The organism is Arthrobacter sp. QXT-31 (genome assembly GCF_001969265.1).
In the GTDB taxonomy this organism is placed as follows: domain Bacteria; phylum Actinomycetota; class Actinomycetes; order Actinomycetales; family Micrococcaceae; genus Arthrobacter.
In genome coordinates this window covers 2,144,334-2,158,834 of sequence record NZ_CP019304.1, presented here as the reverse complement: position 1 = coordinate 2,158,834, position 14,501 = coordinate 2,144,334, and the positions used below count along the sequence as shown (strand labels likewise).

Sequence of the window (14,501 nt, the reverse complement as noted above, 5' to 3'; positions counted from 1 at the left end):
GCTCATCAATGAACGCCTGGAAGCGAAGCCGCTTTCGGTGATCCCCTCTCCAACCCCGGCGGGTCGGCATTGAGCGCCGGATTCTTCGAGCTGAAGGCTTCCGAGCCGGCTAGGCACGCACGCACGCCGGCTCTCCTGTGAAACAGATCACTTCGAAGATTACTCCTTAAAGCTCCATTGCAATAGCTTTAATTTCGAAATCTCGTCCGAGACCGGGCCGCCTCCCGAAAATCGCCGCGGCTTGGCCCTGCCACCCTCCGTGAGGCAACAGTGCGATGTCATGCCGGCGTACTGAGTGCGCCGCCTCGCTCAGTCTTGTCCCGCCTGGTCCGCGCAGTCGGGCGCAAACTGGGGCTTTACTCCCAGTCTGGGGCGAGAGATGTTCGCTTTCCGGCCAAGCGGCGGCCCGGGCTGAACGGAGGGCCCTGTGGGGTCCGGCGGGGGAGGGCTGCCTCCGCAGGGGGGCGACTAAAACGCCAGACAGGCCCGCCGGCCGCCGTTTCATTGCCTCTCGAGAAAGCTTCAGCCCTGAATGTTTTTGGAGTACAAGCTGGCCAGCTTATATGCCGGCAAGTGGGGCGGGACTTAGGGGGTGTAGATCAGGGAAAGCCCCAGATGCGGAACGTCCAGAGGCAGCCGGTGCTGCTCCGGAGATCCGGGTTTGATCCGTTCGCCCACCAAGTACATCCCGGAGTTGCCGAGAATGACGCGGTTGCTGGCGTTGATGAGGGCGGCGTTGCCCCGGATCAGGCGCAGGTAGGGCATGATGAGGGGTTCGAGGTCCTTGATCCGGATGTCGCATCCAGCAACCCCCGTGAAGGTTCCGTGGACAGAAATGGGGGCCGTGAACGTCAGGATGTATTCCTCGAAGCCGAGATAGTCGATGTACGGGCCCCAGAGGGTCTGTTCACCTGTGGACGCGGCAGTCGAGAAGAAGGGCAGCTTCTCATAGTCGTAGTACCGGTTGCTGCCCGGAGTGCGGTCAAGATCAAGCCGTTCAACCGAGCCCGTTCCCTTGCGGGACCACCATTCCAGGGCCCGGCCGCCCTCCTCAACGAATTCATGGGCGAAGAACGTCCCGGCCCCGACGGCGAAAGCGTTCTTTGCCAGGAAATCCCGCGAGAGCTTCTCCAGTCCGGCCAAGGCACCCTTGTCGACCTTGGGCTTGTCCACGAGATTTCGTTCAAGCAGCGAGGCGACGTTGCGGGAAAGCTCCTCGATCTCGGTGGCGACTCCCTTGGTCCACGAAGTGAGGGCGTTGGCGGCGTGTACGACTTCATTGTCGGGCTTCATCAGGTTCCTGAATTGATTGGCTGTATCCGAGGGTCAGTTTCGTGTCAATGAGGTGAAAAATATTCCGCCTGATGTGCTCAAGCGCCAGTTTCTGGGCCTTCTCCGGTTGGTCCTGGGCTACCGCCCGGACCAGTTCCAAGTGTTCAGCGGTTGCCGTTTCGGGGTCAAGTGCTACACCGAGGGGAGCCCACAGCTGTTGGACTGACTCTTCCTGGAGCCGGATTTCTGCATTGGCCAACCGCGGTGATTGGGCAGACACTGCCAGCTCGATATGGAAGCGGCTGTCAGCAGATGCACGGACCTCGGGGGTCCTGGCCAGAACCAATGCCCGGGCAAGTTCCTGGAGCCGCTCAAAGTCGTGCGGTTCCGCACGCTCACATGCCAGACGAATGGTTGTAGCGGCAATAGCTGAGTGTTCGTCGCCGATGTCGCGTATCTCGGAGATGGACGTCGAGAGGAACCAATCGCGTATCGCGTCTGTCTGGGTCTGGGGCTGCCTGACCACAAAGGATCCGCCGCTTCGGCCTCTGCGGGTCTCAACGATTCCGCGCTCGCGCAGTTCTCCCAAAGCTTCACGAAGGGTTGCGCCACCCACTCCGAACATGTCCGATAGCGCGGCTTCGGGAGGCAAACGTTCGCCTACCTTGATCAGCCCTAGCGCGATGGCCGTGGAAATCCTGTCGACGATCGCATCGGCCCGCTCGATTTCGGGCAGGGACCTGTATATCTGCGACTCGAATGGGGTCGGCGAGGCCAAAAGTCTGCGCTCCGAACATGGGGTACGGGTTGGGGCTAATACTACAGTCCGGGAGTACTTAAAGGGCTTTGATCTCTTACAGAGCCTTTAGATTTTCCCGTCCCCAAGCGTCCTGCCCCAACCGAGGACCAATCCTTAAGGGTAGTAAGAACTGTCAGAAAACAGTGTTACCCCCACCCGTTTGCTTCGGAATTATGGATACCAACCAGAAAGCATCCACTCGGCTGCTACAGGCCGATGGCCGAATCGAAGGGAAAAATCGTGAATCCGACAGCAACCGCGACGACTGCGGTGTACAGCACCACGGAAGACATTGTGCGCAACTTGTCCCTCGTCAAGGACGAGATCTCGGCCACGGTGGCCAAAATCGACGAGCAGCAGGTAGCCACGCTGGCGCGGCACATCAACCTGACGGGCCGCATCTTCGTCGCCGGAGCAGGCCGCAGCGGCCTGGTCCTGCGCATGGCCGCCATGAGGCTGATGCACCTGGGCCTGAACGTCCACGTCGCCGGCGACACCACCACGCCCGCCATCGCCTCCGGCGACCTCCTCCTGGTGGCCTCCGGATCGGGAACGACCTCAGGTGTGGTGAAGGCAGCAGAGACTGCGGCCAAGGCCGGCGCTCGGATTGCCGCGTTCACCACCAACCCGGACTCCCCGCTCGCCGGTCTGGCCGACGCTGTGGTGATCATTCCGGCAGCCCAGAAGACCGACCACGGTACCAGCGTTTCCCGCCAGTACGCCGGGTCCCTCTTCGAGCAGGCGCTTTTCGTGGCCACCGAGGCAATCTTCCAGTCGCTCTGGGACAACGACGCCCAGCCGGCTGAGGAGCTGTGGCTGCGCCACGCCAACCTCGAGTAAGAGCAAACCCCCGAGGGGCGCGCTTCTCACACCCAACGTTTTCAACACCCAATTGCAGTTCACAACAGAAAGAAACAAAACACCATGAAGCTCCAAGTTGCCATCGACCTCCTGACCACCGAAGCTGCCCTCGAGCTGGCCGGCAAGGTTGCCGAGCACGTTGACATCATCGAACTGGGCACCCCGCTGATCAAGGCCGAAGGCCTCTCCGTCATCACCGCCGTGAAGAACGCCCACCCGGAGAAGATCGTCTTCGCCGACCTGAAGACCATGGACGCCGGGGAACTTGAAGCCGACATCGCCTTCAAGGCCGGCGCTGACCTGGTTACCGTTCTCGGTTCCGCCGACGACTCCACCATCGCCGGTGCGGTCAAGGCAGCCCAGGCCCACAACAAGGGCGTTGTCGTTGACCTTATCGGCATCGAGGACAAGGTCACCCGTGCCAAGGAAGTCCGCGCCCTGGGTGCGAAGTTCGTTGAGATGCACGCCGGCCTGGACGAGCAGGCCAAGCCCGGCTTCGACCTGAACGGTCTGCTCCGCGCCGGTGCCGAGGCCCGTGTTCCGTTCTCCGTGGCAGGCGGCGTGAAGCTGGCCACCATCGGTGACGTCCAGAAGGCCGGCGCCGACGTCGCCGTCGCCGGTGGCGCCATCTACGGTGCCGAGGACCCCGCACAGGCCGCAAAGGAACTCCGCGCCGCCATCGTCTAATCACCCGGTTGACCGTGTCGTTCCGCGCTGCTGAAAGGCGCGGAACGCCGCCACCGGACTGCGGCCCCCTGCGACGTCAGGGGGCCGCAGTCGTAGGGATAGGGAAACGGTTTGCCGCTCGTGACCGTCGGTCGACGGGGCACCGCCCGTCGAAAATTAGAAGGCAACAATGTCTGTTACTTACCTTGATTCGGGTGTGAGGTCCGGGCAGAATCCGCTCCGGGACCCGCGCGACCGCCGCCTGTCCCGCGTGGCGGGCCCATCGTCCCTGGTGCTCTTTGGCGTAACCGGAGACCTGGCACGCAAAAAGCTTTTGCCGGCCATCTACGACCTCGCAAACCGCGGACTCCTGCCGCCGAGCTTTGCGCTGGTGGGTTTCGGGCGGCGGGACTGGGACAACGAGGACTTCGCCGCCGAGGTGAAGGACGCGGTGACGTCCTACGCACGCACGCCGTTTGACGAGGCGGTCTGGAACCAGCTGTCCGAAGGCATCCGGTTCGTGCAGGGCGCGTTCGACGATGACGCCGCCTTTGAACGGCTTTCCGCCACTCTCGCCGGGCTGGACGAGCAGCGCGGCACGCGCGGGAACCACGCGTTCTACCTGTCGATCCCGCCGAAGGCTTTCGAACAGGTCTGCCGGCAGCTGTCCAAGCACGGGCTGGCGCAGGCCGAGGGCGAGAAGTGGCGGCGCGTGGTGATCGAAAAGCCGTTCGGCCATGACCTCGAATCGGCCCGGCAGCTCAACGACATTGTCGAGTCGGTGTTCCCGCAGGATGCGGTGTTCCGGATCGACCACTACCTGGGCAAGGAAACGGTCCAGAACATCCTGGCGCTGCGTTTCGTCAACCAGCTGTTCGAACCGCTCTGGAACGCGAAGTACGTGGACCACGTCCAGATCACCATGGCCGAGGACATCGGCACCGGCGGCCGTGCCGGATACTACGACGGCGTGGGCGCGGCCCGCGACGTGATCCAGAACCACCTGCTGCAGCTGCTCGCGCTGACCGCGATGGAGGAACCGATCTCCTTCAACGCCGATGACCTGCGCGCGGAAAAGGAAAAGGTCCTCGCCGCGGTCGGGCTGCCGGAGGACCTCTCCACCCACTCGGCCCGCGGGCAGTTCGCCGGCGGCTGGCAAGGCGGGGAACAGGTGCAGGGGTACCTGGAGGAGGAAGGCATCCCGGCCGACTCCACCACCGAAACCTACGCGGCGATCCGCGTGGACATCAACACCCGGCGCTGGTCCGGAGTGCCGTTCTACCTGCGCGCCGGCAAGCGGCTGGGCCGGCGGGTCACCGAAATCGCGGTCGTGTTCAAGCGGGCACCGAACCTGCTGTTCCGCGACCACACCGATGATAACTTTGGGCAGAACGCCGTGGTGATCCGGGTCCAGCCTGACGAGGGCGCCACGATCCGTTTCGGCTCCAAGGTCCCCGGCACCCAGGCGGAAGTCCGGGATGTGACCATGGACTTCGGCTACGGGCACTCCTTCACGGAATCCAGCCCCGAGGCGTACGAGCGGCTGATCCTGGACGTGCTCCTGGGCGAGCCGCCGCTGTTCCCGCGCCACCAGGAGGTGGAGCTGTCCTGGAAAATCCTGGACCCGTTCGAGAAATACTGGGCCAGCCTGGGCGAACAGCCCGAGCCCTACGCGCCCGGCAGCTGGGGCCCCGCCTCGGCTGATGAGCTGCTAGCCCGTGATGGGCGCACCTGGAGAAGGCCATGATTGTAGATCTGCCCAACACCACTACTTCCAAGGTTTCCAAGAGGATCCAGTCCCTGCGCGAACAGGGCGGCGTGATCGCCCTTGGCCGCGTCATGACTCTGGTAGTCATCACCAAGTCGGGACTGGAAGAAGAAGCCATCGCGGCGGCCAATGAGGCCAGCCGCGAGCACCCCTGCCGGATCATCGTGCTCGCCGCGGGTTCACCGGAAGAGTCCACCCGGCTGGACGCCCAGATCCGGGTCGGCGGGGACGCCGGTGCGTCCGAGGTCATCGTGCTGCGCGGCTACGGCGAACTCGCCGAGGAAAGCGAGTCCCTCGTCGCCGCGCTGCTGCTGCCCGACGCTCCGATCGTGGCCTGGTGGCCGCACGGTGCACCGGACAATGCCAGCGAAACCTCAATCGGACGCATCGCCCACCGCAGGATCACGGACTCCGCGAACGAGACGGACCCGCAGCGGGCCCTGGAGAATATCCGCCGCACTTACAAAGCCGGTGACACCGACCTTGCCTGGACCCGGCTGACGAACTGGCGGATCCAGCTTGCCGCCGTCCTGGACCAGCCGGACACCACGCCGGTTACCGCCGTCGCCGTCGAGGGCGCCTCCGATTCCCCCAGCACGATCCTGCTGGCCACCTGGCTGCAACGGGCCCTGAACGCCCGCGTCACCATCGTCGCGCACCCCGCCGGCACCGGGATCCGGGGTGTCCGGCTTTCCCGGTCCTCCGGTGACATCCGGCTGTTCCGGCCCGGATCCGCCGTCGCCGAACTGACCCAGCCCGGGCAGCCTGCACAGCGGATCTCCCTGCAGCGCCGCAGTCTTGAAGACTGCCTCATCGAGGAACTCCGCCGCCTCGACCCGGACGAGGTGTTCGGTGAAACGGTCCGTAGCCTTGGCAGTTCCGAGGTGCTGTACCAAGAAAGCGTCTTTGAGCAGGCCAACCTGGAGCTGGACGCATTCGGGGTGCCGGCATGAGTGCTGGCCAGGTATCCCAGTAGGCAGAGCTCCCCTCCAGCTTCAAGTCAGATTCTTCCAGTCAGAACAGGAGGGGAGCGAGCCTGGTGCTCACTTCCCGGGCAGCTGCGGCGTGCTCGTAGATAGTGGTGAACCGTTCTGAGGGGCCGGAGAGGCAGAGGGCTGCGCCGGCGGGGCTGTTGGGCAGTCCTACCGGAAGTGCCAGACTCGCTGACCCTTGTGCCAGTTCATTGATTTCCGAGGCCTCGCCTTTGAGCCTTATTTCCGCCAGCTGCGCTTCCAGCCGGCCAGTGTCCGTGATGGTGTGCTGTGTCAGCTTCGTTAATGGCCCTCTCGGAAGAAGGGCAGCCGAATCGCCCAGTTCGGCGAGCATCAGTTTTCCTGCCGCAGAGGCATGTGGATAACGGAGCATTTCGAAAGCTGAATGGAGCGGATAGTCCCGGTCTTCATCGGCAATTCTGAGGGAAGCGTTGCGGAACATGATGAGGTGCACCGCGAAACGGTTTCCGCGGCGGAAATCTTCTATTACCGTCCGGGCAGCAGTGGGAACGGTGGGCGGGTTGGCAGCGGTAACGAGTCCAGAAATCGCGTGTCCGAGCGCGAAGCCGCGGAGGTCGGAGGTGCGGGCCAGATATTCGTCCGCCACCAGGGAATTGAGCACGCGGTAGGCGGTTGCCTGTGGCATCTGCAGGGCGTCAGTGATCTCTTTCGCAGTGGTCCCCGTGCCGTACTGTGCTACAACTTCCAGGATCTTGAGCGGGTTTGACGCTGTGCTGGGCTTGGAGGTGGGCCGGTAGTAGTTCATGGAGTGGGCCTGCCCTGAAACAGGTCCAGTTCCCGGGTCTCGTCGTAGATGCCCACAGATTCCAGACGCTTGGGAAAACGGAGGCGAAGGAACGTAGCGTAAAGCACGCTGGCGAGCAGGACGCCGGCGTAGACGACGGTCTGCAGGCTGCCTGTGCGAATCGACGCCGCCGCAGCCGTCCAGAACAACGCTCCGACGGCCAGCGTCGTTATGCCGCCCACTATCCAGCTGGAGTAGGTACTCTCCCCGATGCGGCGCAGGAAGAAGGGCAGGGACGCGCTGGCCAGAATATAGGACCCGAGGTATCCGTAAGCGCCCAGCGTCAGGAGGCTCACGAGCCCCTGGTAAGGACTGACTCCTGAGATGATGACCACGACGGGAACGGCGGCAACCACCGGCATTACCGACAGGATTGCCATCGAAGGGGTCCGAAAGACGGGATGGGTCCTGCCGGCTATTTTCGGCGCGACGCCTTCCCTGCCCATGCAGAAAAATATTCGGGCGAGGGCGTTCACAGAGGCGATCGCGCACGCAAACCACGATGCTGCGATCCCCAGGTCAAGGACCGCAGCGGCCGCGGGGGAAGCCTGGGAAAACAGGTCAGACAGTGGGGTAGAGCTCGTTGCAATGCTTAACGGTGCCTCCTTCAGGGCCGCGTCCTGCGCGGTCACGGCCAGAATACAGAGCGTACCCATGAGGATAGGTGTCCACGTGATGGCGCGGGGAACGGTGGCAAAGGGTCTGTACGCCTCCCCGCCCAGAGTGGTCGGGCTTTCGAAGCCAACAAAGGCACTCACGGCCACGACGATTCCGATGGGTAACGCGTCAAGATTTCCGTTCCAGGTAAACACGTTACCCAGATTGAACTTCGACGGGTTGAAGACGAAGTAGACGGTCATGAGGACGGCCAGCACTCCGATTGAGATCGTTTCCATCAGCAGCGTGAACCACGCCGATATGCGGATACCTCTGACCATGAGGAGAGAGGCGCCGGCCGCGGCGGCAAGAACGACCAGGACCGTGAAGATTTTGGAGTCCGCGGCGGGAACCCCAAGGTTGGTGAACATCTGGGCGACGTATATGCCAACGAGCAGCAGGCTGGCCATGGCCACAAGACCGTAACCGAACATGGCGGACCACCCGGCGGTGATCGCCGTGCGCTGGCCAAGTCCCTTGGCCGTGTAACTGTAGAGACCGCTGACGGCTGCCATCCGCTTCGCCATTGGTCTGAGGCAGAAGGCCACCAGGACCATGACGGCCATGGCTACGCCGAATGTCACCACAGGGTTCGGTCCATTGGATCCAAAAGCAAGACCGGGGAAGACAAGAGCCGGAATGACGGACATTGCGCCCGCCGGTGCCACAGCGGCAACTGCCTGCGCGAAGACAGGCAAGAAGGAAAGATTCCGGCGGCGGAGACCCTCCACCGGAGAACGGGGAGTGATGAAGCGATCACCGCGTGCAGACACTGGGTACCAACTCTCCCTTCGGATGGGCGCGCTCGCCTTGCCCGAAGGCGCAAGTCATCGAGCCAAGGTGCAGAACATTAGCATTTCCGCGCCGCCAGCGATAGGCGTCTGCGTGTTTCCAAATGTTTCCAACATGTTAACTGGAGTGAGAATTTATGCTCCCGAATTTCTCATGTAAATCTTTATGAAAGCCTCGCCTAAACCAATTCGCTCGCGTAGTTTTGCTTCTTGTAAGGCAAGCAAGTGACCTGCATCACAGGAGTAGGGCTCGGTGCAGAGCTCGGCTGACCCTCTAGGAACAGAGGACGTTCACTTGCAACGGTGATGGACAGTTCTGACAAAGACGAACAGTTCCCAGAATCCACCGATTGTGTCTTTTAGCCCCACGGCCACACCAGCCACCGGGCCGGGCACGAGTTCCAGGCCAGGCGTGTAGGTCAACAACCACCATGACCACCCCTCGGCTGCTTCGAGGCCCGTACCGGGAGCGCTTCCGCTTCCAGCCGGTAGGCATTTTCATCCTGAATCAGGATCTATCCAAGGAGATAAGCATGACTCTTGATATTGAATCTTCGACTGTTGTTGGGGTGGCGCATCCGTTGGATCCGTTGTCGCGGGAGGAGATTTCGCGTGCGGTGGGGATTTTGAAGGCTGGTCCTGCTGCGGCGGAGTCGTTCCGTTTTATCAGTGTTGAGCTGCGTGAGCCGTCCAAGGCTGATCTGCGCAATGGTGTGCAGGTGGTCCGTGAGGCGGACGCGGTGCTGGTGGACCGGGCGGTCGCGCGGTCGTACGAGGCGGTCGTGAACCTGGAGACGGGCACGGTGGATGCGTGGAAGCAGCTGGCCGAGAATGTCCAGCCGCCGTTCATGCTTGATGAGTTCGCCGAGTGCGAGGAGGCGTGCCGGAAGGACCCGAACGTTATCGCCGCTGGCCAAGCGGGGCCTGACGGACCTGGACCTGGTCTGCTTCGAGCCGTGGAGCGTGGGGTATTTCGGTGAGGACAACGAGGGCCGGCGCCTGATGCGTGCCCTGGTCTTCGTCCGGGACGAGGCCGATGACAGCCCGTACGCGCACCCGATCGAGAACTTCATTGTTTTCTATGACCTGAACGCCGGGGAGGTCGTCAAGCTCGAGGACGACCAGAAGATCCCCGTCCCCTCCGCCCGGGGCAACTACCTGCCCAAGTACGTCGGCCCGGCCCGCACGGACCTGAAGCCGATCGAGATCACCCAGCCCGAGGGCGCCTCCTTCCAGGTCACCGGCAACCACGTGCGCTGGGCCGACTGGTCCTTCCGGGTCGGTTTCACCCCCCGTGAAGGCCTGGTGCTGCACCAGCTGAAATTCCGTGACCAGGACGTGGACCGCCCGGTCATCAACCGCGCCTCCCTCTCGGAAATGGTGGTCCCGTACGGTGACACCGCCCCGGTGCAGGCGAAGAAGAACGCGTTCGATTCCGGTGAGTACAACATCGGCAACATGGCCAACTCCCTGACCCTGGGCTGTGACTGCCTGGGCGAGATCAAGTACTTCGACGGTCACTCCGTCGATTCCCTGGGCAACCCGTGGACGATCGAGAACGCGATCTGCATGCACGAAGAAGACGACTCGATCCTGTGGAAGCACTTCGACTTCCGCGAAGGCACCGCCGAGACCCGCCGCAACCGCAAGCTCGTGATCTCCTTCATCGCCACGGTCGCGAACTACGAATACGCCTTCTACTGGCACCTGTTCCTGGACGGGTCCATCGAGTTCCTGGTCAAGGCCACCGGCATCCTCTCCACCGCCGGCCAGCAGCCCGGGGAGAAGAGCCCGTACGGCCAGTCCCTGAACAACGACGGCCTCTACGCCCCGATCCACCAGCACATGTTCAACGTCCGCATGGACTTCGAACTCGACGGGCCCAACAACGCCGTCTACGAAGTGGACATGGCCTACCCCGAACACAACCCCACCCACACCGCGTTCATGGCCGTGGACCGGCTCCTGGAAACCGAGAAGGCCGCGATCCGCAAAACCGACGAGGCCAAGCACCGGTTCTGGAAGATCGTCAACCACGACTCCAAAAACATCGTCAACGAACCGTCGCCTACCGCCTGATCCCCACCAACGGGATCCAGCTCGCCGCCGGAGACGAATCCTACGTCTCCCAACGCGCCCAGTTCGCCCGGAACAACCTCTGGGTCACCGCCTACGACCGGACCGAACGCTTCGCCGCCGGCGAATACCCCAACCAGGCCACCGGCGCCGAGGACGGCCTGCACATCTGGACCCAGAAAGACCGCAACATCGTCGATCAGGACCTCGTGGTCTGGTACACCTTCGGCATGCACCACGTCGTCCGCCTCGAAGACTGGCCCGTCATGCCCCGCCAGAACATCGGCTTCATGCTCGAACCCCACGGCTTCTTCAACCAAAACCCCACCCTCAACCTCCCCACCGAAACCCGCACCACCAACGGCGGCCACTGCTCCACCGGAAAGTGACAATCCGGGCAAGTACCAAGCCCCAACAGTAAAACGAAAGCGAGATCGCGGGAGCTCAACCGTTCATTCGTCCGCGACGCTCCCGCGATCTCGCCGCTGAGGCCGCTTCACGTCCTCTGCATGCCCGGGATCCTCCCGGAGTCACCTACGTTCTCGGATATTTGCGTCCGCGGGTCCGTCCCCAATACCCACCGCAGGCCAACGGGGGATCGATGCAGCGTAGGCACAAGACGATCAGTTCATCAAAGGAGATGTTATGAGTGAAAATCGTTCGGATGGCGTTGATAATCTGAAAAGATCGATCAACTGGAAGCAAGGTATGGCCATCGCACTGGGTGTGCCGCTGCTGATTCTGCCATCTTTGGGCTACCTGCCGATGTACGTCTCTGCCGCGGCAATCCTCATCTGGGGGATATCGGTCATTCAGGGCTTCCTGCAGAATGCTGCGTACGCAGAAATGGCCACCACCTTTCCCAAGGCCTCCGGTCTGCCAGGCTTTGCGCAGCTTGTATTTCGCAGCGAGAACTACAAGGGCAAGTACGACAAGGGCAAACTGATCGGCGGCTTCACTGCCTGGAGCTACTGGTTTGGCTGGAACCCGATTCTGGCGATCTTCGCCATCCTGGTCGGCGGTTACCTGCACGGGCTGTTCCCGGCACTGGGGCAGACCTTTACCGAATACCAGCTCGCACTGATTGCAGGCGTCGTGATTTTCGGCGGGCTGTTTGTGGTGAACTGGTTCGGCCTCAAAGATGGCGCCATCCTCGGTTACATCCTGGCAGCCATCTCCCTGGTACCCCTGGTCGTCCTGGCGGTAGCACCTTTTGCTACCGGACACGTTGAAATGGCCAACATCACCGGCAACTGGTGGCCAACTGACTGGGCTTGGGACCTGCATCATGTCCTGATGCTCTTTGGCATCTTTGCGATCGCCCAGTGGAGCGCCTGTGCCTGGGAAACGGCGGCAATCTACGGCCCCGAATACAAGAACCCCGCGAAGGACGTCCCCAAGGCCCTGCTTGCCTGCGGCCTCATCTGCCTGGTCCTGTATGTGCTGCTGCAAACGGCAGTCATCGGCGTACTCGGTGTTGAGGGTGTACAGGCCGAAGCGGTGTCGCCCCTAATTCCGGTCGCCCAGGCTACCTTCGGCGAGGCCGGCTCAATCATCACGATCATCATGCTGGTCGCCGCCATGATCCTGATCATCCAAACGGCATACCTGGGTTCTTCCCGGGCCATGCACTCCATGTCGACCGAAGGAAACCTTCCCAAGTTCATCGGCAAAACAAACCGCCAGGGAACTCCCTTTATTGCCATGCTGATCATTGGCGCCTTCAACCTGGTGCTGATTTCCATGGGAAACGCCGCCGCAATCCTTGCAGCCTCCGCCATTGGTTACACCCTGGCCAACGGCATCAGCCTGTTTGCCTACGTCAAAGCCAGGAAGCACCCGGCCTTCGCCAACCTGGAACGGCCGTTCAAGGCACCCAAGGGCTGGAAGCATGTAGCCCTGACCTTCGGCCTGTTCAACGTGCCGCTGTGCGTGGTCGGCGTGGTCTACCTGAACAGCCTGGAGATCGGCTGGACCTCAACCTGGGTCGGCTTCCTCGTATTGGCGCTTTACCTGCCCATCTGGCTGTACTCCCAGCATGAGTCCCGCCGCGCGAGCAGCAAGGCAGCCGCCGCCCACGTTCCGGACTACGATGCCCCGGATCCCGAAAAGGTTCTGGATCCGACTCCGTGACCTGTACGGAGCTGGAGAAGGAGCAGCCCTAAAGACGCGGTCCCCGGCGCGACTCGACAGTCGCGCCGGGGACCGAACCCACTTAAGCAAAAAGTTCTTCGTGCTTCAGAGAGGAAGCCATCATGCCTATCGCTTACAGCATTCTGTCAGTTGCCCTTGGCGCCAAGCCCGCAGGCAAGTGGTGCGGAGTCTCCCCGGTGGCGATAATCCTGCAGCGGGGGTAGGCGCCATGGACACGCTAGCCCTGAGCCTCATTGAACTGGGCGCCGTTGTGTTCTGCCTCGGCCTCCTGGCCAAACTTGCCGGACAAATCGGGGTGTCACCTATCCCGCTCTACCTTTTGGGCGGGCTCGCCTTTGGCACGGGCGGGATCATCGAGCTTGAAGGCATGAAGGAGTTCGCGCACCTCGCCGGGGAGATCGGTGTCATCCTGCTCTTGCTGATGCTTGGCCTGGAATACACGGCGTCCGAGCTCTTCACCGGGCTGCGGAGATCGTGGCAGGGCGGCATCCTCGACCTGGTCCTGAACTTCCTGCCCGGGGCGGGACTCGCCCTTTTCCTTGGATGGGGAGCCGTGGGTGCCATGGTGATGGGCGGCGTCACATATATTTCCTCGTCGGGGATCGCGGCGAAGGTGATCAGTGACCTGGGCTGGCTGGGCAACCGCGAAACCCGTGTGGTGATCTCCATCCTGGTGTTCGAGGACCTGACCATGGCCGTGTATCTTCCCGTCCTCACCACGGTTATTTCCGGTGTCAGTTTCCTCGCCGGGCTCACAACATTGGGCATCGCGCTGGCTGTAGTAAGCGTTGTCCTCGTGGTTGCACTGCGTCACGGACACCATGTCTCCAAGGCCGTTCACAGCGAAAATTCAGAGGTGTTCCTCCTAAAGGTCCTGGGCGCGGCCCTGCTGGTGGCCGGCATGGCATCAGCCATGCAGGTGTCCGCGGCAGTGGGCGCCTTTTTGCTCGGCATCGCAATCTCCGGCGGCACATCGCACAATGCCAAGCTGGTCCTGACGCCACTGCGGGACCTTTTTGCCGCGATCTTCTTCGTGGCGTTCGGACTGAACACCGATCCTGCGTCCATTCCGCCCGTGCTTGGCTGGGCTCTCGTGCTCGCCCTGATCACCGCAGCCAGCAAGATGGCCACCGGCGTCTGGGCGGCGAAGCAAGCGGGTATTGCCAGGCCTGGCCGCCTTAGGGCCGGAACGGCGCTGATAGCCCGCGGGGAATTCTCGATCGTCATCGCCGGGCTGGCACTCGCTTCCGGTGCCGTTAGCCAGGAACTCGCGGCCGTGGCTACGGCCTACGTGCTCGTCATGGCCGTTGTGGGCCCGCTGGCTGCACGCTACGTCGAACCATTGGCGGAAATCCTGCTGCGCCCAGAGGAGGCCGTTACGAAAGCATGACCCGTCCCCGCAAGGACCCGGCTTAGCCACTCGGTCCCCGGTGCTGCCCCACGGCGGCACCGGGGACCGAACTGTTTAACCGGCCAGTCCAGAGCAGCCGCCGACGTGTTCCCGAATGTTTCCAGCATGTTAACTGGGGCGGGAATTTGTGCCTCCGAATTTCTCACGTAAATGTTTATGGATCCCTCGCGTAAACGAATTCCCTCACGTAGTTTTGCTTGTGAAAGGAACGCAGGTGACCGGCATCACGCCGGGTGGCCTGCACCGGAG

11 protein-coding genes and 1 pseudogene are annotated in these 14,501 nt (G+C 62.5%); 8 read left to right on the top strand and 4 right to left on the bottom strand.

The annotated features are described in order from the left end of the window. Nucleotides 1–585: 585 nt before the first annotated feature. Both BWQ92_RS09785 and BWQ92_RS09780 read right to left on the bottom strand, forming a co-directional pair. Nucleotides 586–1,293 (bottom strand): cache domain-containing protein, encoded by a 708-nt coding sequence (locus BWQ92_RS09785; protein ID WP_076799343.1) that lies wholly within the window; start codon nucleotides 1,291–1,293, stop codon nucleotides 586–588. Further along, on the bottom strand, nucleotides 1,277–2,050 hold the full coding sequence (locus tag BWQ92_RS09780) for a FadR/GntR family transcriptional regulator (protein WP_076799342.1): 774 nt from the start codon (nucleotides 2,048–2,050) through the stop codon (nucleotides 1,277–1,279). The genes BWQ92_RS09785 and BWQ92_RS09780 overlap by 17 nt, the downstream gene beginning before the upstream one ends. A gap of 261 nt (nucleotides 2,051–2,311) precedes the next feature. Between BWQ92_RS09780 and hxlB the strand changes: the two genes are divergently transcribed. The 4 genes from hxlB (at nucleotide 2,312) to BWQ92_RS09760 (ending at nucleotide 6,319) form a co-directional block, all read left to right on the top strand. Beyond that, nucleotides 2,312–2,911: a 6-phospho-3-hexuloisomerase gene (gene hxlB, locus BWQ92_RS09775; protein ID WP_087874713.1), complete on the top strand. Its 600-nt coding sequence runs from the start codon at nucleotides 2,312–2,314 to the stop codon at nucleotides 2,909–2,911. 84 nt (nucleotides 2,912–2,995) lie between these two features. Beyond that, nucleotides 2,996–3,619, top strand: coding sequence for a 3-hexulose-6-phosphate synthase (hxlA, locus tag BWQ92_RS09770; protein WP_076799340.1), 624 nt, complete (start codon nucleotides 2,996–2,998; stop codon nucleotides 3,617–3,619). Nucleotides 3,620–3,788: 169 nt separating this feature from the next. Further along, a complete protein-coding gene (gene zwf, locus BWQ92_RS09765) occupies nucleotides 3,789–5,345 on the top strand; it encodes a glucose-6-phosphate dehydrogenase (protein ID WP_076799339.1) in 1,557 nt (518 codons plus the stop codon). Beyond that, nucleotides 5,342–6,319, top strand: a complete 978-nt coding sequence (locus tag BWQ92_RS09760; protein WP_076799338.1) for a glucose-6-phosphate dehydrogenase assembly protein OpcA — start codon at nucleotides 5,342–5,344, stop codon at nucleotides 6,317–6,319. The genes zwf and BWQ92_RS09760 overlap by 4 nt, the downstream gene beginning before the upstream one ends. 61 nt (nucleotides 6,320–6,380) lie before the next feature. On the opposite strand, the gene BWQ92_RS09755 is transcribed toward BWQ92_RS09760, so the two are convergent. Further along, entirely contained in the window at nucleotides 6,381–7,124 is a 744-nt protein-coding gene (locus tag BWQ92_RS09755; RefSeq protein ID WP_076799337.1) for an IclR family transcriptional regulator, read from the bottom strand. After that, a complete protein-coding gene (locus BWQ92_RS09750) occupies nucleotides 7,121–8,593 on the bottom strand; it encodes an APC family permease (protein ID WP_076799336.1) in 1,473 nt (490 codons plus the stop codon). The genes BWQ92_RS09755 and BWQ92_RS09750 overlap by 4 nt, the downstream gene beginning before the upstream one ends. A 449-nt stretch (nucleotides 8,594–9,042) precedes the next feature. On the opposite strand from BWQ92_RS09750, the gene BWQ92_RS24265 reads away from it, so the two are divergent. The 4 genes and pseudogenes from BWQ92_RS24265 (at nucleotide 9,043) to BWQ92_RS09735 (ending at nucleotide 14,231) form a co-directional block, all read left to right on the top strand. Next, the gene (locus tag BWQ92_RS24265; RefSeq protein ID WP_236783164.1) at nucleotides 9,043–9,591 is read left to right on the top strand and encodes a hypothetical protein; all 549 of its coding nucleotides are present in this window, start codon (nucleotides 9,043–9,045) and stop codon (nucleotides 9,589–9,591) included. Then, a pseudogene (locus BWQ92_RS24260) lies at nucleotides 9,575–11,076 on the top strand (primary-amine oxidase). The gene BWQ92_RS24265 and the pseudogene BWQ92_RS24260 overlap by 17 nt, the downstream one beginning before the upstream one ends. 319 nt (nucleotides 11,077–11,395) lie before the next feature. Beyond that, nucleotides 11,396–12,820 carry an APC family permease gene (locus BWQ92_RS09740; protein WP_236783162.1) on the top strand — a complete coding sequence of 475 codons (1,425 nt, stop codon included), beginning with the start codon at nucleotides 11,396–11,398 and terminating at the stop codon, nucleotides 12,818–12,820. 229 nt (nucleotides 12,821–13,049) lie between these two features. Then, on the top strand, nucleotides 13,050–14,231 hold the full coding sequence (locus tag BWQ92_RS09735; RefSeq protein WP_076799334.1) for a cation:proton antiporter: 1,182 nt from the start codon (nucleotides 13,050–13,052) through the stop codon (nucleotides 14,229–14,231). The last annotated feature ends 270 nt before the right edge of the window (nucleotides 14,232–14,501 follow it).